This window comes from Ectopseudomonas chengduensis (assembly GCF_900102635.1).
Classification (GTDB): domain Bacteria; phylum Pseudomonadota; class Gammaproteobacteria; order Pseudomonadales; family Pseudomonadaceae; genus Aquipseudomonas; species Aquipseudomonas chengduensis.
Genome location: NZ_FMZQ01000001.1, coordinates 298,358 through 321,310, shown reverse-complemented (window position 1 = coordinate 321,310; position 22,953 = coordinate 298,358). Strand labels below are relative to the sequence as shown.

General features: G+C 63.7%; 16 protein-coding genes. All 16 read right to left on the bottom strand.

All coding sequences use genetic code 11. The annotated features are described in order from the left end of the window. Positions 1-7 precede the first annotated feature (7 nt). The 16 genes from BLS08_RS01425 to tssF are packed head-to-tail and all read right to left on the bottom strand — an operon-like array spanning position 8 to position 22,952. On the bottom strand, positions 8-1,039 hold the full coding sequence (locus BLS08_RS01425) for a tetratricopeptide repeat protein (RefSeq protein WP_017676367.1): 1,032 nt from the start codon (positions 1,037-1,039) through the stop codon (positions 8-10). Then, a complete protein-coding gene (locus tag BLS08_RS01420) occupies positions 1,032-4,049 on the bottom strand; it encodes a hypothetical protein (protein WP_177342771.1) in 3,018 nt (1,005 codons plus the stop codon). Before BLS08_RS01420 ends, BLS08_RS01425 begins: the two co-directional genes overlap by 8 nt. Positions 4,050-4,081: 32 nt before the next feature. After that, positions 4,082-4,528 carry a hypothetical protein gene (locus BLS08_RS01415; protein WP_231976554.1) on the bottom strand — a complete coding sequence of 149 codons (447 nt, stop codon included), beginning with the start codon at positions 4,526-4,528 and terminating at the stop codon, positions 4,082-4,084. A gap of 35 nt (positions 4,529-4,563) precedes the next feature. Beyond that, the gene (gene tssI / locus BLS08_RS01410; RefSeq protein ID WP_017676364.1) at positions 4,564-6,666 is read right to left on the bottom strand and encodes a type VI secretion system Vgr family protein; all 2,103 of its coding nucleotides are present in this window, start codon (positions 6,664-6,666) and stop codon (positions 4,564-4,566) included. 38 nt (positions 6,667-6,704) lie between these two features. Next, on the bottom strand, positions 6,705-7,679 hold the full coding sequence (locus tag BLS08_RS01405; protein ID WP_017676363.1) for a serine/threonine-protein kinase: 975 nt from the start codon (positions 7,677-7,679) through the stop codon (positions 6,705-6,707). Further along, positions 7,676-8,404, bottom strand: a complete 729-nt coding sequence (locus tag BLS08_RS01400; protein WP_017676362.1) for a PP2C family protein-serine/threonine phosphatase — start codon at positions 8,402-8,404, stop codon at positions 7,676-7,678. Before BLS08_RS01400 ends, BLS08_RS01405 begins: the two co-directional genes overlap by 4 nt. Further along, positions 8,404-11,943, bottom strand: coding sequence for a type VI secretion system membrane subunit TssM (gene tssM, locus BLS08_RS01395; RefSeq protein ID WP_017676361.1), 3,540 nt, complete (start codon positions 11,941-11,943; stop codon positions 8,404-8,406). The genes BLS08_RS01400 and tssM overlap by 1 nt, the downstream gene beginning before the upstream one ends. Then, positions 11,940-12,821 carry a type IVB secretion system protein IcmH/DotU gene (gene icmH / locus BLS08_RS01390; protein WP_017676360.1) on the bottom strand — a complete coding sequence of 294 codons (882 nt, stop codon included), beginning with the start codon at positions 12,819-12,821 and terminating at the stop codon, positions 11,940-11,942. The genes tssM and icmH overlap by 4 nt, the downstream gene beginning before the upstream one ends. Positions 12,822-12,823: 2 nt before the next feature. After that, the gene (gene tssK, locus BLS08_RS01385) at positions 12,824-14,155 is read right to left on the bottom strand and encodes a type VI secretion system baseplate subunit TssK (protein WP_017676359.1); all 1,332 of its coding nucleotides are present in this window, start codon (positions 14,153-14,155) and stop codon (positions 12,824-12,826) included. Continuing rightward, positions 14,152-14,634, bottom strand: a complete 483-nt coding sequence (gene tssJ, locus BLS08_RS01380; protein WP_017676358.1) for a type VI secretion system lipoprotein TssJ — start codon at positions 14,632-14,634, stop codon at positions 14,152-14,154. The genes tssK and tssJ overlap by 4 nt, the downstream gene beginning before the upstream one ends. Positions 14,635-14,639: 5 nt before the next feature. Continuing rightward, positions 14,640-15,836: a type VI secretion system-associated FHA domain protein TagH gene (gene tagH / locus BLS08_RS01375; RefSeq protein WP_017676357.1), complete on the bottom strand. Its 1,197-nt coding sequence runs from the start codon at positions 15,834-15,836 to the stop codon at positions 14,640-14,642. A gap of 20 nt (positions 15,837-15,856) precedes the next feature. Beyond that, a complete protein-coding gene (locus tag BLS08_RS01370; RefSeq protein WP_017676356.1) occupies positions 15,857-15,991 on the bottom strand; it encodes a hypothetical protein in 135 nt (44 codons plus the stop codon). Between the two features lie 47 nt (positions 15,992-16,038). Further along, entirely contained in the window at positions 16,039-17,568 is a 1,530-nt protein-coding gene (locus BLS08_RS01365; protein WP_017676355.1) for a sigma-54-dependent Fis family transcriptional regulator, read from the bottom strand. Positions 17,569-17,578: 10 nt separating this feature from the next. Continuing rightward, positions 17,579-20,179, bottom strand: coding sequence for a type VI secretion system ATPase TssH (tssH, locus tag BLS08_RS01360; protein ID WP_017676354.1), 2,601 nt, complete (start codon positions 20,177-20,179; stop codon positions 17,579-17,581). Between the two features lie 11 nt (positions 20,180-20,190). Next, positions 20,191-21,198 (bottom strand): type VI secretion system baseplate subunit TssG, encoded by a 1,008-nt coding sequence (gene tssG, locus BLS08_RS01355; RefSeq protein WP_026088511.1) that lies wholly within the window; start codon positions 21,196-21,198, stop codon positions 20,191-20,193. Further along, positions 21,162-22,952 (bottom strand): type VI secretion system baseplate subunit TssF, encoded by a 1,791-nt coding sequence (gene tssF, locus BLS08_RS01350; RefSeq protein WP_017676352.1) that lies wholly within the window; start codon positions 22,950-22,952, stop codon positions 21,162-21,164. The genes tssG and tssF overlap by 37 nt, the downstream gene beginning before the upstream one ends. Position 22,953 lies beyond the last annotated feature (1 nt).

Sequence of the window (22,953 nt, the reverse complement as noted above, 5' to 3'; positions counted from 1 at the left end):
CTGCGCGCTACTTTCTCTCCAGCACGCGCGGTGGAATCCTCGCCTGCTTTTGGGCGGCGGTCATCTTCTCATGATACTGGCCATAGGCTTGCCGGGCCTGTTCTCGCTCTCCCAGCGCCCAGTAGGCATCCGCCAGGTTGAGGTAGGCGACGACCCTGTCCGGATGCTTGCGGGTGATGTGCTGCAGCAGTTCCACCGCCTCCGGGTAATGGCCGGCCTGCTCGAACAGAAAGCCTAGGTCGTTCGACCAGCCGACCTTTTGCGGGAAGTAGTATTTCTCGACGATGTAGTTGCCGGGCTCGCAGTCGCCATCCTCATCGCCCGAGAGGAAGTAGCCGACGAGGGTTTTCAGCGCTTGTGCGTCACCCACCTTGTAAGCCTTCAGAGCGGCGTCGAAATTGCTAGCTACCGTCTCCGGCATCAGTTTTTCCGCCATGTTACCCGATGTCTGGTGCGCCAGACGTAACTCCTTCAATACACCGAAGACTCGTCTGCCATCGAAGTTAGCAATCGATATAACGCCAAGGATCTTCCTGTCGATTGAGTAGGTACTCAGGAGCGAATGGTCGCACTCGGAGTTGTTCTCGTTCAGAAGAACTTGGTTCAGATCGAAGGACTTCGCGGTGGCGTCGTACCTGAATCTCAGGTTGAAATTATAGGCACCATTACCCTCCTCACGGGTGATCAGCAGCAGGTAATCTCCTGATCGGGTAGATGGCGAAAGCAGATCGTAGCGCTCGCCCTGCAGATCAATGGCAGTTATCTTGGTCTGACGCTCGGCAAGCAGTTTCGCCGTGTAGCCGTCGTAACTATTGGGCGAGTATTCGTTCTCAATAAGCGGCAGTGCCTTGTCCGTGTCGACCAGTACCATACCTGAGCGATCAGTAATCTGCAGACGCTGTATGTCTGCGCTACCCTCTTCAATGGGCAACTCTCTCAGCGATAACAAGCCTTCGGGACGTAGCGTTTCTCCTAAGGTCACAGGGCTGACCAAAGTCAGAGCCAACGGAAAAATAAACGCCTTGAGTTTATTAGTCACTTTTCAATATTCCGTATATAAATTCGAAATTTTCTCTGCGCTTTTCGTAACTATCGGTATGCAGGTTCACAATCTTGGTAATTTCGTTTGTATGGGTTGTGCTATTACCCGATTTAGCATTCAGCCTTTTCCATTCCCAGAAGCCTAGAGCACTTAGAAGGCCATACTTGGTTTCAAGTACCTGATCAGGATTGGCAACGATGTTGATGTTCTCGTTGGGAATTTTAGCCTTTAGCAGGCGCTCGACCTCTTTGTAGTTTTCCTTCCAAGTCAGCTGAATGAAACCCTTACCCTTATAGGCTAGTCCTTCAGAACAACCACCAGGATTCAGATGGAAATTCTGTCCAGGCACGCTACAACAATATATGCGCTTGGCAATTTCGTCTTCTTGTGGCAATTGTGAATAGGCCTTATCTCTTATGACTCTGTAGCCACTTTTCACGTTTGCTGGCAGCGCATTGTATTGTGCCAGCGATATACGCTTATACCCTAGCTCCTCTGCCTCCTGGGGATAATGACTGAAATATCTAGCAAATTTATCCTTAAGAGCCTCCGTCGAGTACCAAAGACTTTCTTCTTTACCGACGAGTGCGTCGCCCACTTCGGCCTTAACTTGGGCAAAGAATTGGGAAATCCTCTCTGGAGTATTGACCTCGAACAACGTGGCGTATTTGTTGAACAGTGTCCTGACTTCTTCCCGTACGGATTCCTGCGAGGACGGGAAGATCTTTTTCATGTTCTCGGCACTGATCAGTTCGCCTCCCGGGGCTGCAGAGAGGTTCTGCATAATCACCAAGTTGATCGGCTGAAAATGCCAGGCCTTGCCCGCCGCATCGAGCTTCAGACTGTCGGCCACATCGCTCCACCAGCTCAGGGTCTGGATGCGGTTCTTCTCTTCGACCCAGTCCTGGTTGGGGTCATCGGCTGCGTGGCCCATCAGGTCGTCGAGTTCGTCCCAGCGCGCCACATCCCAGAACCACTCGCTGTCGTGCCGGGTGACCAGCTGCGAAATGGATTGTGCGAGCCAGGGCTTCGCCAGTGCCGCCTGAATCTCTTCGGCGGTCATCTTGCCGTCGCGGTTGGTGTCGATGATGTCGTACAGACGGCTGCGCACCGGGCCTTTGTCGGACTGGTCGATAGCGCCCTGGTAGCTGGCCTTCTCGTCGTCGGACAAGCGGCGAGCCGCGTTGAGGTAGTAGGCCAGCCCCGAACTAGGGGTATCGGTATCCTCGAGAAAATCGAAGCCTTCCCACTCCCACGGACTGTGGCGGGTGGTGATGAGCTCCTGTTCTGCCAACCAGCCATTGATGGGCTGGCCATCCTTGTTGGCCAGCAGATCATCGAGGCGCCACCAGTTGGTCTCGGGCGAACAGCCAGTTACCGTGTTGCTGGCCGGAATCTTGATCCTGGCCTCAGCAGGCAGCGCATCCAGCAGGTTCTGCGGCAGGATCAGGTCGACGCCGATCTCGTCTCCTTCATCACTCAGTTTCGGCGGATTGTCGCTCTTGATGTCATCCCGGTGAGGGATCAGCTTGCTGGCTCCGGCGTGGATCTTGAGCAGGGTCTTTTCTTCGACCGGCAGGTTCTGCGCCCAGGTACGGCTTTCGCTGATGAACGCAGGTACGTCTTCACAACTGAAGACTTCCAGATGCAGCAGTTCCTGAGGTGAACCGTCGCTCTTATTTTGGTACTTGCCGACATGGCCGATCAGGTCGCCGGCCTTTATTGGCACGGGTGGATCGAGAAGCACCACCGAGCCCGTGGCCTTGGGCTGCGATTGAGACGTCAGGAAGGAAGACGCGACATAGCCCGGCAGGCTGCCGTCCTCCTTTGGCGTGAGGGCGGGCTGGTCATTGCCACTGATCACCTGTTCGAGCTTGAGGAAGGTGCCCTCGCCCGAGGCGCGAATCTGGGCGCCCTTGCTGAGCTTGCCGATAATCGAGGCATTGCTGCGGGCTTCGGCCCTGACATTGAGTTCGCCGCTGCGAGTGTTGACCGTATAGATACCGGCACCCCAGAAGGTCGGTCGCGCCAGCTTCTCGTCCTGGCGGTAGTCCTTCCAGCACTTGAGGTGCATGTACAGGCTGTAGAGGGTCAGCTTCGGCGGCTTGGGTTTCGACTCGTCAGTGGTTGCCGGGGCCTTGGGCTGCAGCGTATGCCTGACCAGGACGAAGGCGGTGGAAAACGGCGCCCTGATCTGCAGTGGTGGCCGGCCGGCGTAGGTGCTGACGGGATACTCGTCATTGATGCGATAAGCGACCACTTCACCATGAGTCATACAATTGACGCGGCTCTGATCGAAGGCTTCGGAGGTACCTTTGTCCAGATGGATTCCGCCATGCCACAGGCCATTTCCACCGATGGGGTAAAACCCGGCCCTAGCTTTGCTTAATGCGGTCAGATGTTGCAGCGCATTGCCTGTAAGCGCCGTGCATGGGTAGCACCAGTCACCCTTGGCTGCGCTTACACCGCCACCGGCAACGCTCGGATTTTCTTCGTCCGGGTTGAGGGTGCCGCTGACCATATCGGCGATATAGCGCTTGAAATCGGCTTCCTCAAGCTCGGCATGGACGTGGATGGCGCCTACCTGGTCTCCCGATCTATCCGTTGTGGCTTGAATGCCTATGTGCTGGCCATAAGTGATGGCATCGCCATCGTTGACTTTAAACGTAGGATGAAGGTGCAGAATTTGCCCGAGCAACTGGCCGTTGCTGGGCGCATCGTAGATCTTCAATGTGCCGAAGGAGCGGCTGGTCTTGGCGTAGCCGGACAACGGACTGGGAACCGGGACAGATCGGTTACTGCTATCAACCAGCAGCACGAAATCCTTCTTGATGAGTGTGCGCCCACCGATATAACGCACCTCTTCAAGCTTTCCGTTGATAACCTCATAGTCTCGGTTGGCTTCCCGCCCTTTGGAGGGATGGTGCTTAGCGAGGTCTTCGTAGCGGTTCACGTCCTCAATGCGGTTTCCAACACTTTCAACGATCTTGTAGCGACGCCTTGTCATGTCATGTCCTGGGTTTTAATCGTGTTGAACGGTCAGAGGCCGCAGGCCGCTCCGAAAGTCTTGTATGTCTCTGTCTTGCCGTCCGAATCGAAGGTGAGGTCGACGTACCGGTCATCCGACTCGTTGTATTCCGAGTGATTGAACTGCCTGACGGTCGTGAGCGTGGCACTCATGTCGGCATAGGCGTATGCCGCCCCGGTCTCGGTGATCTCGGTCTGTTGCAGTTCCTGGACGGTGCCGGCGATCTTGACGAATAGCACCTCGTCGATTTCCACGGCGATCGGCTGGGCGTAGGGCAGCGCCCGGTAATGCTCATCGGCCGGTACCAGCGCGCAACGGTAGTTCTCGATTCCGCCCCCTTCTTGGTACTGGGTGACGGCTTCCTGGTAGGTTATGGGGTCGAGCTCGAGAGCGGCGCAACCCGCCAGATACCCGCACGACAGGATGCATAGCAGTACCTGGCGGGCGGTGTGTTGCAAGGGGTGTCTCTTTATCTTGGTATTCATCGTTTGGTTCAGCCCGAAAAATTCATGGTTCTCTTCACTTTCTTGCGGGGGTTGAGCAGATTGGCGAATGCCTGCTCCAACAAACTCCCCGCCTTATCGCTATCGGCCATGCCCGGCAGCACGGGCGGTTTGATGCCGATGCCCGAGCCCTTGCCTGGTGAGCCGCCGGCGTTGAGGCGGGTCAACGGGCCGCTGATGGTGATGCCGCCGGGGTCGAGTTTGATAAAGCTTCCGCCGGCCTTGAGCGTCAGTTCGATGCCCGCTTCGATGACCATCTTCTGCCCGGCCTTGAGGTGGATCTCGCGGCCCGCCTTGGTCAGTTGTGCGGTACCCAGTTTGATGTGCTGGTCGGTGCCCACCGTCAGGTGATCCTGCGGTTTGACCTCGACCTTGCGGTCGGCGGTGACGGTGAGGTGTTCCTCGGCCAGCAGTTCGGTGTAGCTGTTCTTCTCCACGGTGTCGTGGCGCTCGTTGCCGACGCGGATCTTCTGGTCGTGTTCGATGTTCTCGTCCCAGTCGCGCTGGGCATGAATGTAGATCTGCTCGGCGCCCTTGCGATCCTCGATGCGCAGTTCGTTGTAGCCACCACCGCCGGGGCTGCTCAGAGTCTTGAACACGCTGCGCGTCTTGTTCGCCGGCAGGTCATAGGGCACCACGTGTTCGGCGTGGTAAAGGCAACCGGTGACCAGCGGCTGGTCGGGGTCGCCTTCGAGGAAGGTGACCAGCACTTCCATGCCGATACGCGGGATGGTGATGGCGCCGTAACGATCGCCGGCCCAGCTGGAGCTGACGCGCAGCCAGCAGCTGGTTTTCTCGTCGGCCTGGCCTTCCCGGTCCCAGAAGAATTGCACCTTGACCCGGCCGTATTCGTCGCAGTGGATTTCTTCGCCGGCAGGCCCCGTGACCACGGCGCTCTGGCTGCCCAGCACGCGGGGTTTGGGGTGAGCGAGTTGCGGGCGGTAGGGCACGTTCCAGGGGGTGGCGAGGAAGCGGTTGCGGTAACCCTGGCAAAAGTCCTCGTCTGCGGCGGACTGCGCCTTACCGGTCACGCCGTGCAGGAGCGCGTTCGCCCCCTTGCTCAACATCGAATCGCTAGTGATCGACTCTTCCAGCACCTGCGGCTGCTTGCCTTCGTGCAGCACTTCGGTGAGCAGCCAGAGGTCGTTCCAGTCGCTGCGTGGATGCTCGGAAATCTCCAGCAGGTGCCCCGTAACCAGCCGCGGCTGGTCGCTCTGTCCTTCCAGTTGCTGGTAGTCGGCGCGGTGGCGCTCCAGGGCGCGTTTGGCCAGGTGCTTGCCGCGCGTGCGGTCGGTGTAGCGGCCGGGATAGTCGTAGTCTTCCAGATCGGGCAGGCCGTCGTTCTCGCCGGCTTGCTCGCTCTGGTAGGCCGCCTCCAGGAGCAGCCGTGGCTGCTCGAAATCGTAGTCACGGCGGGTGGTGCGGCGGGTGCGGGTTTCCAGGCGCAGGGCCAGGCGCTTGATCACCGGGTCGTCGGCGGTCATGCCGCTGTCCTGGATATAGGGTGTGGGCTGGCCAAGCTTGGCGAAGGCGGTCTGGTCGTCGCCGAAGGTCAGCACGTGGCCGCTTGCGCTGTGCTGGAAGTGGTAGTGGATGCCTTCCTCCTCGCACAGGCGCTGGACGAAGTGCAGGTCGCTCTCGTCGTACTGCACGCAGTAGTCGCGCTCGGGGTAGACGGTGGGGCCGAGTTGGAACTGGTAGCCACCCTGGACGATGCCGTGCTCTTCCAGCACCTGGGCGACGATCTGCGGCACCGTCAGGTGTTGGAAGATGCGCTGGTTGGTGCGGTGCGCCAGGTACGCAAGCTGCGGCACGATGGCCAGGTGGTAGCGGGTCAGGCGCTTGCCGGACTCGCCCTGCTCGACCCGGTGGATCAGGCCGTGGATGCCGTCGCCATTGGGGCTGAAGGCGAGGAAGGCGCGCTGGTGCAGCAGGCTGGCCAGGTCGAGGTCCGGCCGTTCACTGATCAGCTCGACGTCGAAGCGATAGGGCTGGCTGATGGCCTCGCGGCCGCTGAATTCGAGCAGCTGCAGGTCGTGCTCGACGCCCTCGATGCTCAGGCTGAAATGGGTTTCGTTGGCCGGGTTGAACATGTGCGTATCCTTTCGATTGAGTCCTTTTCAACAGCCTGTTATGCCTTCTTGCCCAGCCAGCGCTGCAGACGCGAAGCCGGTGGCCGGCGAAACGCGTCGAGCAGCTCGCTGCAGCCGATCTGCCGCTGGCTTTCCTCAAAGGCCAGCGCGATACGCAGGGCCTGCCAGCAGTGCAGCGGCACCTGCGCCGGGCGTTGCAGTTGCCTGTCCAGCTCCATGCTCCTGGCCTGCTTGGCACTGAGGCGACGGAACGGGTGTTGCCCACTGGCCAGCTCCACCAGCACACAAGCCACCGCATAAACGTCGGCAGCAGCCGACAGCGCGGCGCCTTCGAGCAGCTCCAGCGCGGCGTAGCGCGGTGTCCAGGCGGCAATACGGTTGCGACACAGGCGTGGCAGACCAGGCAGCAAGCCCTCCATAGGCTGGCCCAGACCATAATCGAACAGGCGCAGGCCGTCGTCGGCCAACATCACATTGCTGGGCTTCAGGTCACCGTGCAGCACACCCAGTTCGTGGGAATAGGCGAGGGCGTCGAGCAGGGGGATGGCGATATCGCGAAGTTCCTCCCAGGGCAGCCCCTCCGGGCGTTCGCACAGCAGCTGATCGAGGGTCAGGCCGCGCATCAGCTCCAGGGTGATGAAGGCGCGCTCGCAGGCAGTGTCCACTTCGAAGCCGAACAGGCGCACCACATGCCGGTGGTTGAGCCGCGAGGTGAGGGCGAACTCGCTGTAGAGCAGGGCGTTGGCGTCCGGGTACTCGGCGAAGTCGTCGCTGAGAGTCTTCAGCGCGACATAGGGCTCGGGGTCGCCGAACTGTTCGCGCAGCAGATCACGCGCGCGATATACCGCCCCCATGCCCCCAACGCCGAGCAGGCGCTCGATCTTGTAGCGCCCACCAAGCACATCGGGCAGCTCGCCCGGCGCCTGGCGCGGCATTTCGCGCACAGGTTCCTTGGCCGCGGTGGCGGCCAGGGCGAAGTAGGTGAGGTCGCTGGCTTCGGCGGCTTCGATCATTGGCGGATCACCACGGCACTGAGGTTGTCACGGGCCGGGCCGTCGAGCACGCGCTGGAACAGGCGCTCCACGGCCAGGTGCGGCGAAGGCAGGTTGAGGCAGGCGCCCAGCTCGTCGGCGGAAACGCCCTGGTAGAGGCCGTCGCTGCACAGCAGGAAGACATCGCCGGGCAGCACGTCGAGTTCGAGGATGTCCAGTTGCAGGGTTTCGCTGGCGCCGATGGCGCGGGTCAGGGCATGCGCCGCCGGGTGGCGCGCGGCTTCCTGCGGCGTCAGGCCCTGTTCGTCGATCAGTTGCTGCACCAGTGAATGGTCGCGACTGAGCTGATACAGCCGCGCGCCGCGCCACAGGTAGCAGCGGCTATCACCGGCCCAGACGCAGGCAGCGCGGTCCTCCTCGAGCAACAGGGCGACTACGGTGCTGCCGATCACCGTGTCCGGGCGGTCGGCGGTAACGGTCAGCTCCTGGCCGAGCCGATGGTTGAGCCGGTGCAGCGCCTGGCGCAACTCCACCAGCCGCTGGGCGAGGCTACCTTCCGGCAGCTCGGCCAGATGCTCAACGATCAGACGGCTGGCCAGGGCACCGTTCTGATGCCCGCCCATACCGTCGGCCACCACCCACAGGCCCTGCTCGGGCAGGGCCAGGAAGGCGTCCTCGTTGCGTGCGCGCACCTTGCCGGTGTCGGTGCGTGCGGCGCTGCGCCAGGCGCTGGCGACTGCAGTCATCAGAGCGTCGCCGGCAGCTTGAAGCTGCGCAGCAGGCCGATGTCGAACGGGTTCGGCGAGCGCTGACTGTGCAGCAGGTAGTTGGCGTGCAGACCACCGAGGTTGGCCTTGAGGATCAGCACGTCACGACCGCTGTGGTAGTCCACGTCCATCAGGTCGAGCAGACGGAACAGCGACCAGGGGCCAGTGTTCTTCTCGATGCCGACGCGACGACCACCAAGCTCTTCGACCACCAGGCTGGTGCGATCTTCCTCGCTCGCCGCTGGCCAGCGGAAAGACGTGGCAACGATCGGGCCGTGGCGGTATTCCAGCTGCTGCTTGCCGAAGCGGAAGTCGGCGCGACTCAGGCTGGAGTCCAGCGAGTAGGGCTCGAGCTTGAACAGCACCTGCGGCTCAGCCGGGTTCTCGGCGAAGAAGCTGCGGCGGATCACCTGGGCGCGACTCATCTGCAGGAGGAACTCGCGCGATAGCGGCAGGCCACGACCATCGACGCGGCGCAGGCGGTATTCGTCGGCGCTGCCACTGACGAAGGGGCGCAGGTACTGGTCGAAGAAGCGCTCGGCGATGCCCTGGGCCTTGAAGAACTCGCGGAAATCCGCCACCGCCACGTCGCTTTCGCTGTGCGCGGTGAAGGGGTAACGCTGCTTCAGCGAGTTGTCGTAGGCGGCGTATAGCTCGCTCTGATAGCGCTGGTTGAGGAAGTGGTAGGCGTCATTGAGTACCAGCGTCCAGCTGTCCTCGGCCAACAGCGCCAGCCAGTTGCCAATGGGCTGTGGCAGGCGCGCGGCGGCAGTGCGTACCTGGTTGATCGCATCACGCTTGCCGCCCATGCGTGCCTTGGCCATCTCGAATGCAGCCTGGTCGCTGGCGCCGGCATTGGCCAGGCTGGCCAGCTGGCGTTGCAGCTCGTCCAGAGCCTGCAGGCTGGCCGCCAGGTCGACGCCGGCACCGCCGTTATCGTCGAGTAGCTTGTGCAAGCTCTCGAAGCGGCGTTCCAGCGTCTTGCGCGCCGTATCCGGGGTGTTCTTGGCCAGCGCCTGCTGCGCCTGTTCAGCGGCGGCACTGGCCAGCTTGGCGGCTTTGCCCAGCTTGCCCTTGGCGCCTTCCAGCGCTTCGGCGGCGGCGCCGGCATCGTCGGCGGCCTCAGCCAGCCCCTTGAAGCGGGTGTTGTCACGCACTTCCACCAGCAACTGCAGCAGCGGCGAGTTGGCAGCGGTCAGGCCGTTGAGCAGGGCAGCACCGCGACCGGCACTGCCGATCGGTTCCAGGCCAAGCTGAGCGATGGCCTCGCCCCAATAGTTGCCGTAATCGCGGAAGTACAGTTGCTCCAGCTCCACCATCAGGCGACCCAGGTCACCTGCGCTGAGGGTTTCGCCTTCGCCCAGCACCCAGTTGTCACGCAGGATCTCGCGCACCAGATTGCCGCCCTGAGCGGTGAAGGTCTTGCTGTAGCCGTTCTGGGTGTAGAAGCCGGGAATGGCGTAGTCGCTGCCACTGATCAGCCCACCCTGCGGGCCGAGTTTCTGGCTCAGACGGTATTCCGGCAGATTGCGCGCCTGTTCCCGCAGCATGCGGTAGACCACGTTGGCCAGCGACTCGCTGCGCAGCACCTGGCGCGCCTGGGCAACCAGCTGGGCGTTGAGGGCATAGGGCGCGAACGGCTCGTCGAGCAGACGCGCGAAATGGGTATTGAGACCATGCTGCGCTGGGCTGTTGCCGGCGTAGCGCAGCGACCAGTCGGCGGCGACCCATTCCTTGAGGAAGTCGGCATCGCGACGTTCTTCCAGGTTGAGCATCAGGTAGGCACGCAGGCTACCGAGCAGACGCTCGCGGTCGCTGAGGTTGGCACGGATCTGTGCTTCCAGCTGACGGGCCACGCGCGGCAGCAGCAGGTTTTCCAACTCGGCGCGATAGGTCGAATACACCGGAGGATTGACCGCCTCGCCCTGGAACAAGCCGGTACGCTCCAGGTAGGACACCTCGCCCTTGGGTGGGAACACCAGGGTCGCGGCGTAGCTGCTGTCCAGCGCCTTGAGGGTTTGCAGGGCATCGTCCTGCGCATTGATCGAACCATGCTCGCGGGTAAGCTTCTGGGCGATCTCGCGTAGCTCTTCCAAACGGCCGTGGTTGGCCGAGAAGCCGCTGGCCCAGAGCACACCGAACAGCGCCAGCACGGCGAAGGCGGTGGCGTACATGGCACGCTGGCCCCAGTCGATGCGACGCACCTCCTTCTGATCCAGGCCGGCCAATTCGGCCTCGGGGAAGATCACCCGGCTGAGCAGATGATTGATAAACCGTGCGCGACCGCTGCGGAAGGTCGGCAGCGCGCTGTCGGCCAGGCCGAGGTTGCGACCGATACCAGCCGTCAGCGGGTCGAGTTGTTCGTTCAACTGCGGTGCACTGGTCAGGTAAAAGCCGCGCAACTTGCTGGCCCGCTGGTAGCGGTTGCCGGCGAAGGCCAGTTCGATGAACAGGCACAGGCGCTCGCCGATCTGGCCGAGCTGGTGCGGGAAGTCGAGGATGCGGCCACGGCGCTGGGTGTCGCGCTCCTGGTGCATGCGCAGGATCACCTGGCTGTTGAGGCGGCGCAGCAGTTCTTCGAACTCCTGGCGTACGACGCCCACATCGCTGGCGTTCTGCTCCTTGCGGAAGCTGGCGCCGAGCACCTGCTCGCTTTCTTCGCGTGACAGCTGGTCGAAGAACTCGTCGAAGCCCAGTACCTTGTCGGCCTTGCTCAGCACCAGATAGACCGGCACATCGGCGCCCAGGCGCTGGTGGATCTCATGCAGGCGCTGGCGGGTCTGACGGGCCAGGGTTTCCAGCTCCACTTCGCTACCGCCCTGCAGCTGCTCGACCGGAATGCTCACCAGCACACCATTGAGCGGGCGCGCACGGCGCTGGCGTAGCAGACCCAACAAGGTGCCCCAGGCGCGGCCGTCGACCTGCGCGTCAGGCTGGGTCAGGTAGCGCCCGGCGGTATCGATCAGCACCGCATGGTCGGCGAAGTACCAGTCCGCGTAGCGGGTGCCGGACACGTCCTTGGTCAGGCGCTGGCTTTCGCCACGGTTGAGCGGGAAGTCCAGGCCGGAGAAATCCAGCAGGCTGGTCTTGCCACTGCCCTGCGGGCCGAGCAGCAGGTACCAGGGCAGGTCGTTGCGCCACTTCTCGCTGCGCCCGCGGTACAGGCTGGAGCGCTTGAGGGTGCGCAGGGCGTCCTTGAAGCGGTGGCGCAGCTCGTTCTGCTCTTCGCTGATCTGCTCCTCGCGACGCAGGCGCTCCTGGGCGTCGGCGTCACTTTCCTCGGCCTTCTTGCGCGCGGTGGCGCGCCAGCTGGCGAAGACCATGGCCAGGCCCCAGAGCAGGAAGATCAGACTGATGGTCAACAGACGGCTGGTGGCCGACTCCCAGAACTTGTAGTCACTGACGGCCAGCAGCGGGCCGACGAACCACACCAGCAGGGCGAGAATCAGAACCAGCAGCAGGCTCCAGACCCAGGTCTTGCGGAAAAAGGCGCCAAGTTTGGCGAAGAAGCTCTTCATTTCACGTCATCCATGCTGACACCCGAGGCCGGGTCGAGTTGCTGATACGGCTTGAGCACGGTGTCGCGCTGCTCGCCCAATACCCAGGCGAAGCCGCCATACATCATCACCAGGCACATCAGGGTGAACAGCGCCACCAGCCACCACGGCACGATGCGCACCAGGCGTCGGCGGGTGTCCTTGAGGCCCTGCCAGTGCGGCGAGACTTCACGCGGCACATCGCCGCGCAACTGGCGGATCTGTCGGTAGAGGCTGTCGCGCACCGCTTCCAGTTCGAGCATGCCGCGCTGCAGCACGCGGTACTTGCCCTCGAAACCGAGCGACAGGCACAGGTACATCAGTTCCAGCATCGGCAGGTGCTTGACCGGGTTGCGCGACAGGCGCTCGAGCAGCTGGAAGAACTTCTCGCCACCGAAGGTCTCGTTGTGGAACGAGGACAGCAGGCTCATCTGCGACCACTGGCTCTCGTTGCCCCAAGGCGTGGTCACCACCGCTTCGTCGACCACGGTGCACAGCACGTAGCGTGCGGCCATTACCTGGCTGCTCTCGGCGCCATCGTGCAGAGCACGGTGCTCGAACAGCTTGATCTCGCGGGTCAGGCGCTGGTTGAGCGCATCCATGTCCTCGCTTTCGAAGCTGTGTTTGAGCCGCACCACTTCCGAGAGCAGCGTGGAGGCTGCCGCCACCAGCGGGTTGAGGCTGATGTTGAAGCTCTCCGCCGGGCGCAGGCGCGCGGCGAAGATCATGCGTTCCTCAAGCTGCTCGAACTTCGGTGGCGCGCTGAAATCGGTCAGCGGGCTTTCGGCGCGCGCTTCGCCCTTGCGGTTGAGGATGACCGTCTTGTCATCCTGGCCGTATTCCATTTCCTTGGTTGTCATGGTCAGTTCCTGATCGCCCAGAATTTCAGCTCAAGCCCGGTGAACTCGCCGGACACGTGGAAGGCGAAGCCGCCGGAGCGTTCCAGCTGCGCCAGTTCCTCGGAGCTGAGCTCCAAGGCGAAGTAGGTGTTGCCCGAATGGAATGGGATCTGCCGCGGTGCCACTGGCAGCGGTTTGACCTTGATCCCCGGAAGGTGCAGGTTGACCAGTTGGCGGATGCGCTCCACCGGGCCGACCTTGAGGTGCGCGGGCAGGCGCTGACGCAGCTCCTCGGAGTCGCACTGGGCGCTGGCGGCGAGTACGAAGCTGGAGGTGCCGAGCAGCTTGTGGTCGTGCAGCGGCGACACCTGGATGCCGTACTGACGCTGCTGCAGAAGCATCTCGATGGCGTGCTGCTCGAGCACCATCGACAACACCTGCCGGATGGCGTCCATCAGCTTGCGGAAACTCATGCCCTGGTCGCTGTGCAGATAGCGGCCTTCCAGGCGCGGACGTTTGGTCTCGCTGGAGAAGGTCGCCAACTCGCCGAGCAGGCCGACCAGTTCGCGGTAGATCTGCTCCGGGTGTACCTGCTCGACGCCCAGGTGGTGGCGCAGGATCGGTTCGTAGCGGTTGATCAGCTGCAGCATCATGAAGTCACCAACCTCGGCGCCGCCCACCTTGCCGGTGGCGCGGATGCGCTCGGCGAGGATGTCGCCGCGGTGGGCGAGCATGCTGATCACTTCCTTGAGGCAGCTCAGCAGGTAGCCGGAGGCCTGGAAGTTGACGTAGGTCGGGCTGAATTCCGGATCGAGGCTGATCACCCCGTCCGGCGTGGTGTCGAGCACTTCGCACAGCTTCATCTTCACGTAGCCCTGGTCGCTCTGCTGCTCGCCGAGCAGCAGGCGGAAATCCGGGCGACCAGTGCTGACCTGGCTGACGCTGCTGTCACCGGCGTTGCAGTCGGCCACTTCCTCGTCGAAGGCGACGTAGCGCGCCAGCACGTCGCGCTGGTCCGGGCGACGGCTCTCGATGTGATTACCGGTGACCAGCGGCAACGCCAGGTAGACGGGGGTGTTGCCGGTGTTCGGCGGTACGTCCAGGCCCAGCGGCTCGCGCTCGGCACCGAGGTCGAACAGACTGCCGTCAGGCAGCACGCCACTGGCCTTGCTCACCACCAGCTTGCCCATGTTGAGAAACTGGCGGTCGATCTCCAGTTCGAAGAAGCCCCAGGCGTAGCTGTCCAGTTTCTGCGTACGCACCTTGAGCTGGTGATCGAAGTAGCGATCGTTCTGCTGGAAATGCTGTGGTCGCAGCAGCATGCCTTCCTGCCAGACGACTTTATGCTGGCTCATCGGTTGCGCTCCTGCTCGTCATCCAGGTTGCGAATGCCGCGCTCGTCGAGCCGCAGGTTGGCCGCGTTGCGTTGCTGCTCGTCAATGGCAATGACGTAGCGCCAGCTGGCTTCCGGCAGGTCGCGATAGGCGGCGAGCACGCCGACATAGCGGCTGCCCTCCTGCACCGATACTTTCAGTTCACGGGTTTCGCCCGGGCGCAGCTCCAGTTCTTCCTGGGTCACCAGGTCCGGCGCCAGCGCTTCTTTCGGACGCTGGTAGAGGGAGAAGAAATCGGCATTCTCGAAAGCCACCGGGTGCTTGAGCTCCATCAGGCGGATCACGATAGGCGAAGGACGACCGTTGAGGTCCGGGTTGAGCTGGTCGCTGCCGGCCAGGCTCAGGTCCAGCTTGGTCATGGTCGAGTAAGGCGACAGCGCGGCGCAGCCAGCGAGAGTCAGGAGTGCGGCGCATAGGGCCAGGGAAAGCAAGCGAGGCATGGTGTTCATCCTTGAAGGTCGGTATTGAGGGTGGCGATCAGGCGAACCTGCTCTTCGTAGGCACTGGCAAAATCACGGGCGAACAGGCGATCGCTCCAGTCATCGTTCTGCGCCAGCGCCGCATGCAGGCGACGATAGGCACGCCAGCGGCCGCCATCGGTGGCCAACAGCGGTTTGCGCCCATTGCGCTCGAAACGCAGGGTCAGTTGCTCGGGCGTGAACTGTTCGAACATGCCCTTGACCGCTGCGCGGCTGGCGGCGAGCAGCGCCACCTGGTGCGCCTGCAGGTCGCGGAAGCTGCGATTGATGGCCTGCTCGGCCGGCAGTTGGCCAGGCTTGCCGCCACGCAGCAACGCGGTCAGCGTCTCGCTGGTATCCAGGCCATGCTTGAGCGGGTTGTTGCCAGCGCTCTGCACCGTGGTCAGGGCCAGGCGCAGTTCGTTCTTCAGCTCGCTGCGGGTACGCAGGGCCTGCTGCAGGCTGCCGACGCTCTGCTTGAGCAGCTTGGCGGCATTCAGCGCCAGCGCTTCGCGGGCATCCTCGTCGAGGTCGTCGAGGCGCACGCCGAGGGCATCGGCGAACTTCTCCCAGAAAGTCGGCGGCAGGCGCTCGGGCTCCGGGGCGACTTTCGGCTGCGGCGCGGGCGCCGGCATCACCAACTCGGGCACCAGCAGGTTTTCCTCGTCGATCTGCGCGTAATCGCGCTGCTGCGCCTGGGCCATGCTCGGGCGCAGTACGGCAGTCAGATCGTCCACTTCGGCGTAGACGCGCTCTTGCTGTTCCAGGGCGGTGATCGGGTCGAGGTCGAGGAAGGCGTCATCGGGGATGATGCTCCCAGCGGCCTGCGGCAGACCGATATCACCCTCGAACATGGCCGGGTCACGCACCAGGCGCGCACGGATCTCGAAGTCGCCCAGGCAGTACACGCTGCCATGCTCGATGCGCTGCGGACTGCCCTTGGCCAGGCTGGCGCCACTGTCCTTGAGCTGGATACCGTTGCTGCTGGTGTCGGTCAGGTAGAACGCGCCATCGCGATAGCTCACTTCTGCATGCCGACTGGACAGGATGCGCTTGCGATCCGGGATCACCCAGTCGCACTCGTCGGCTCGACCGATCACGCCGCCGGCCTGCTTGAATGTCTTGGTGGTCAACAGACCTGGCACGAACTGCTGCGCGCTGACCACATCGAATACCAGTTCCATGGTGAACCTACTCCTTGCGGTCAGTGGCCGCGTTTCTCGGCTTGCGGGTCGCCCAGCGGGCGGTATTGGTCGTCGCTGAACTTGTAGTTGCCTGTGCAGCCGGCCAGGGCAATGGCCAGGGCGAGCAGGGCGGCGGTCCGATAGCGATGCAGCATGGAATGCGCTCCTTGGGTGAAAGTGAATGAAAGATGGGCAGGCATGCTCAGACCTCGCTCGGGCTGATCTTCAGCCGTTGCATGCGGTACAGCAGGGTGCGCCGGGGCAGACCCAGCTCGTTGGCGGCGTTGGTCTGGTTGCCGCGGTTCTTGCGCAGGCAGTCGAGCAGCAGGTTGCGCTCAAGCCGATCCATGCGCTCGCGCAGGCTCAGCGGTTCGCTGCCTTCGCTCTGGGTCTGCTCCAGATTGAAGTGCTCGGGCAGCAACTCGCCGCCTTCGCAGAGCAGCACGGCGCGCTCGACCACACCCTTGAGCTCACGCACGTTGCCGGGGAAGGCGTAGCCGGCCAGATGCTCCAGAGCGGCATCGCTCCAGCGGCAGGCGTCACGCTGCAGCAGGCCGCTGGCAGTGCTGGCGAAGTGACGCGCGAGCAACAGGATGTCTTCGTCACGCTCGCGCAGCGCCGGCAACTCGATGGGGAAATGCGATAGGCGATAGAACAGGTCTTCGCGGAAGCGGCCTTCCTCGACACGTTTGCGCAGCTCCTGGTGGGTGGCGGCGACGATGCGCACGTCGACCTTGTGCGTCTCGCTGCTGCCCAGGGGGCGCACTTCGCCCTCCTGCAGCACGCGCAGCAGCTTGGCTTGCAGGGTCAGCGGCATGTCGCCGATCTCGTCGAGAAACAGGGTGCCGCCATCGGCCGCATCGAACAGGCCCGGCTTGTCACGGTCGGCGCCGGTAAAGGCGCCCTTGCGGTAGCCGAACAGCTCGCTCTCCAGCAGGTTTTCCGGCAGCGCGGCGCAGTTCTGCACGATGAACGCCTTGCTACGCCGCGCGCCGCAATCGTGGATGGCGCGAGCGACCAGTTCCTTGCCGGTGCCGGTCTCGCCGGTGAGCAGCACGCTGACCGGGCTGTGCAGCACCTTGCCGATCAGTTGGTAGACGCGGCGCATGGCCGGGCTCTGGCCGAGCAGGCCGTAGCCGCTGGCACAGGGCGTGCCTGGAACAGACGAGACGCTTGCAGCACTGGCGGCACCGTCGACAGCTGGTGCACGTAGACGCTGCAACAGCTGCAGCTGAGCCAAGGCGAAACTGCCAAGCTGGGCGAAAGAGGCGGCAAAGCCCTGCAGGATTCGCCGCTCATGGCTGGCCACCAACAGCAGACCACGAGTACGGCCAACGCCGTCATGCAGCGGCAGGCACAGCAAGCTGCGCCAGGCACGGCTGCCTTCCGGCAGACAGGCGATGTTGTGCAGACCGCTGTCGAGTTCGTCGATACACAGCACCTGGTTCTGGCACAGGCAGTACTGCAGCAGCTGTTCGCCGTCATAGTCACTGGGCAGGCTGGCTGACTCACGCGGTTGCAGCAGGCCGTCGAGCCACTCGGCCGAGAGGGTCAGGCGGGTGTTGGTATGGTCCAGCAGATACAGCTGGCCCAGCGCACAGTCGGCAAGTTCGGCCGTGGCACGCACCAGGTTGGCGAGCAGGCGGTCACTGCTGGCAGCGCCGGCCAGTTCGGCATAGCGGCCAAGCAGGGCTTCGGCGTAGCGAAGCGGTTGCGGAACTTCGGCGAACATCGGCGGCACCTCAGGCGAACTCGCAGATCACGGCCGCATCGCCATCCAGCGTGGCGTGCACACGTTGCAGGCTTTCGCCAGCGGCCATGGCATCGAGCAGGCGGTCGACCACCAGCGGCTGCAGGTGCTGGTCGATCAGGTGATCGATCAGGCGCGCGCCGCTGTCGCCATGGGTGCAGCGCTCGGCCAGGTGCTCGACCAGGCCGTCGCAGTGACTGAAGGCGAGCTGACGACGGGCCAGGCGCTCGCCGAAACGGGCCAGCTTGAGGCCGACCAGCTGGCGCAGCAGGTCGCTGTCCATCGGGTAGTAAGGCACCACGCGCATACGGCCGAGCAGGGCCGGCTTGAAGTGCTGGCTCAGCTGCGGGCGGATGGCCAGCTCCAGGTCCTCGGCGGCCGGGCGCTCGCCGCCGGCGCAAAGGCCGGCAATGCGTTCACTGGCCAGGTTGCTGGTCATCAGGATCAGGGTGTTGCGGAAGTTGATCTCGCGCCCTTCGCCGTCGTTGGCCACGCCCTTGTCGAAGATCTGGTAGAAAACGTTCATCACGTCCGGGTCGGCTTTTTCGACTTCGTCGAGGAGGATCACCGAGTAGGGTTTCTGCCTTACCGCCTCGGTGAGCATGCCGCCTTCGCCGTAACCGACGTAGCCGGGCGGCGCGCCGATCAAACGCGAGACGGTGTGTTTTTCCTGGAACTCGGACATGTTGATCACAGTGAGGAAGCGCTCACCGCCGTACAGCAGGTCGGCCAGGGCCAGGGCTGTCTCGGTCTTGCCGACGCCGCTGGGGCCGACCAGGAGGAGCACGCCCACTGGTGCATCGGGCTTGTTGAGGCCGGCGGCGGTGGCGCGCATGGCCTTGTCCAGCGCCTGGATCGCCTGCTCCTGACCACGCACGCGCTGGCGCAGGTCGTCGGCGAAGGTGATGACCTTGGTGTTGTGCTCACGGGCCAGTTGGCTCAGCGGCACGCCGGTCCAGTGGCTGATCACCTCGGCCACCAGGCGCGGGCAGACCTCGAAGCTGACCAGACGCTCGCTGGCCTGGGCGGCAGCCAGCTCGGCCTGGATGGCGCGCAGTTCGGCTTCCAGTTCTTCCAGGCTCGGGCGTGGTTCGTCGCTGGCCTCTTCATCGTTACCCAGACGCGCGGCGGCGCATTGCTTGCGCTGTTCCAGCAGCCGTTCGGCCAGCTCGCGCTGCACGGCCCAGCGGGTTTCCACCTGCTCCAGCTCGGCGCGGGCGGCGACCAGACGGTTTTCCAGGGTATCTAGCGCTTCGCCGTCGATAGCCAGGCCGGCGTCCAGGTCACGGCGCATGGCCTCACCCTGGCGCTCGCCCTCGGCAATCTCGCCGCGCAGACGCTCCAGCGCCTCGGGCGCAGCAGCCAGGCTGATGCGCACACGGGCGCAGGCGGTGTCGAGCACATCCACGGCCTTGTCCGGTAGCTGGCGACCAGCGAGGTAGCGCGCCGACAGCTCGGCAGCGGCAACCACGGCGTCGTCGCGCAGGTAGATGCCGTGGCTCTTCTCGTACACCGGCGCCAGGCCGCGCAGGATGGTCACGGCTTCGTCGACGGTGGGCTCGTGCAGCTGCACCGGCTGGAAGCGGCGGGCCAGGGCCGGGTCCTTCTCGAAGTACTTCTTGTACTCGCTCCAGGTGGTGGCGGCGATGGTGCGCAGCTCGCCGCGGGCCAGGGCCGGCTTGAGCAGGTTGGCGGCGTCGCCACTGCCGGCCTGGCCACCGGCGCCGATCAGGGTGTGGGCTTCGTCGATGAACAGGATGATCGGCTTGGGCGAGGCCTTGACCTCGTCGATCACGCCCTGCAGGCGGCGCTCGAACTCGCCCTTGACGCTGGCACCGGCCTGCAGCAGGCCGAGGTCCAGGCACAGCAGCTCGACGCCCTTGAGCACCTGCGGCACCTCGCCAGTGGCGATGCGCAGGGCCAGCCCCTCGACGATGGCAGTCTTGCCCACGCCAGCCTCGCCGACGACGATGGGATTGTTCTTGCGTCGTCGAGCGAGGATATCGACCATCTGGCGGATCGCGCCGTCACGGCACAGCACCGGGTCGAGCTTGCCGTCGCGGGCCTGCTGGGTGAAGTTGTGGGTAAAGCGCGCCAGGTTGGATTCACCACCGGCTGCCGGCTTGCCACCTGCGGCCTGCGGCTGCTGGCTGAGGGCGAAGTCGCGCAGACGCTCGGCATTGAGCTTGCTCAGCAGCGTCTGATAACGGCTGCCGGCATAGCGCATGGGGTTGCGCAGCAGGGCGAGGATCAGCGCGGCCTGGTCGATCTGACTGGCGCCCAGCTCCAGGTTGGCCACCAGCAGGGCGTCCTGCAGCCACTGCACCAGTTCGGCAGAAAACACCGGGTTGCGCGACTCGCTGTGCTCGCCGCGCGGCTGCAGCGCCTGGGCCAGCTCGCCGGCATCGATCTCGGCATCCTGCAGGGCACGCGCCAGCATGCTTTCCGGGCGCTCGAGCAGGCCCAGCAGCAGGTCTTCGACGAGGATCTTGTTGCCGCCGCGTACCACGCAGCGTTCGGCGGCCATCTCCAGGTCGCGCTTGCTCGCGGCGTCCAGGGCTTGAACCAGTTGTTGCAGGTCGACGTTGATCATTTCATCTGTCCTTAATGAATCTTGCTACCGAGGGTGACCAGACCGTCGGCGTTCTCACGGCCGAGCCAGGTGGTCCAGCCCAGCAGGCAGGGGTTGCCTTCGCCGATGCGCAGGTCGCGGATTTCGTCCTGACGCAGCTCCAGGCGGATGTCGTAGTCCAGCGGATCGCGCAGGGTGAAGCGCACCAGCGCACAGAGCGGTTGGTAACCCGTGCCGATCGGCAGGAACTCGTGAAAGCGCGTCCAGCCCAGCTGGCGCACGTGGATGCGGAACTTGCCACCGCGGTCGCGTACGCGCTCGCCGAGCACGGTGTCTTCGCCGAGCAGACTGTTGGCACGGCCGAGGCGGTTGCGCTGCTCTTCCAGCACCACCACCTGGCGCTCCAGGCACTGCTCGATGAACAGTTCGGCGTGCTTGAAGTAGTAACGCAGCACCGACTCGATCAGCGCCGCCGAATGGGCGCGCAGGCTGAGCAGGCCGAGGTAGGGCAGCAGGCGCTTCCAGTTCAGCTCCTGGGCCTGGCGGATCTGCTCGCTGCCCAGGCCGATCAGGGCGAACAGGTGCGCAGAGAAGGCGTCCATCGCCCCGCTCTGGAAGCTGGCGCGGTAGCGGTACTTCTGCCAGATCGGCAGCAACAGGCGCTGCAGACGATTGTTGAACAGGTCGAGGAAGTCGCGGGTCGGGTTGCCGTCCTCGCTGTCGCCCAGAGCCTGCTCGCTGTAGAAGGCCGGTAATGGTGAACCGCCGCCGAACAGGCCGACCAAGTTGACGCGCATGCGCGCGCGCAGCTCGCCGTGCTCCTCGAAGAACTGCACGCGATCGATATCGCTGCCGGGGAAACCCAGGCTCGGATTGGCCTGGAACTCCAGGTATTCGTAAAGGCGCTCCTCATCCAGATGCGGATGCGCAGCACCCAAGCGCTCCAGCACCAGCTGTACGGCCTGGAACAGGCTGTACTCGCGGATGCCTTTGCTCAATCGAGTTAGAGCAGGGGCTGCTGCCCCATACGTGGCGTCCATTTGTACAACTCTCCCTGTGTGCTCTGTACGTGCAGCTCGTGGTAGCTGTTGAGGCTGGCGTAGAGGGCGAAAAATTCATTGAGTACCGAGGCGAAGAGGAACAGGTCGCCCTCACCCAGATACCCTTCCGGGTTCATGGTCAGTTCAGTGCGTACGCCGCGCACCGGCAGGCCGCGGTGCAGGCGGTCGACGTGGCGATGGCCAATGTTCTTGAGGCCCCCGAGCAGGCGCTTGCTGACGCGCTCGGCGTGCTGGTCGTAGTAACGCGGCAGGTCGTAGGTTTCGAGGATCACCTTGAGCGCCTCGACGTTGGCCAGCGACAGGTAGTTCAGCGACATGTTGGAAATCAGCTTCCACAGGAAGTCGCGGTGCAGCGGCGGCGCATAACTGGGTGTAACGGCGCTGATATTGCGGAAGCTGAGGAAGTCCGGGGTGTCCTCGCTGGGCAGGCAGATATCGCCCAGGCGCAGTTGACGCGGCAGGTTCTGGTTGGTGCAGGTCAGCTCGATGGACAGTGTCTCGTGCTGGTCGAGGTTGCGCAGGCCGAAGCTGAGCCAGGTTTCCAGGCCGTCGCCGAGCATCGAGGGTTGCTGGCGCACGCTGTAGTGCGGGCGCGCCACCGGCACGTCGAAGCTGGGGTCATGTTCGAACGACTCGAACGGCACGTACTCCTCGTAGCCCATGCCGCCCGGCTTCCAGCCGGTGACGCGGTCCACCGAAAACACACCGCAATGCTGCGAATCGAACTCGGCCGGCAGCAGCAGGTACTGATCCTGCTTGCCATCGAGGCGGATCGGGATGGCGTCATGCTGGAACAGGTTGACCACCGGCGTGCAGTACAGGCGCACGTTTTCCAGGGTCGGACGGATACGCTGCACGCCCGCCTTGTGGATATCGAAACGCAGCTCCAGGCCGCGCGCCTGCTTGAGCAGATCCTCGGGCAAGCTTTGAATGGCCTCCAGGCCGAGCAGGTCGACGAAGAGGAACTTCTCCTGGAAGGCGAAGTATTCCTGCAGATAGCGGTAGCCGCGGAAGGTATTCAGCGGGTAGGGGATCAACGCCTCGTCTTCGGCGAAGCCCACCGGCTGCACCTTCTCAGGCTTGAGCTGCAGCGTGCCGAGGGTCTGGCCGAAGGCATCCTGCATCGGTTTGCCAGCAGCATCGAGCAGCACCAGCTGGATGCCGCCGAGATTGCGCAGCAGCGCCAGGTAGAGCATCTGACCGATATAACGCTCGCCGGCCAGGTGCAGACGCAGCTTGTTCAGGCCGATCTCGCCGATATGACCGTCGGCGCTCATGCCCAGACGCAGGCTGAGCAGCGCGCCGTCACCCTTGACCGAGTAATCCAGGCCGTTCAACGCCAGCGGCAGCACTTCGGTGGGGAAGCAGGTGCGAAAGCGGCAGGTGACGCCCTCGATGGCCTTGGCTTCTACCGGCGTGCCACGACCAACCGGCAGCGCCGGACCGGGGCGGGTTAACGGGTCGAACTGCAGCATGCTGAAGGCCGGCAGCGGGCGCATGTAGTTCGGCCACAGCAGATGCATCAGCGAGTGAGTCAGCTCCGGCAGCTCGTCGTCGAGCTTCTGCCGCAGGCGCCCGGTGAGGAAGGCAAAGCCTTCGAGCAGACGCTCGACGTCCGGGTCGCGCCCCGCCTGGCCGAGGAACGGCGCCAACGCCGGGCTGCGCTCGGCGAAACGCTTGCCCAGTTGGCGCAGGGCAGTGAGTTCGCTTTGGTAGTAGTGGTTGAAAGACATC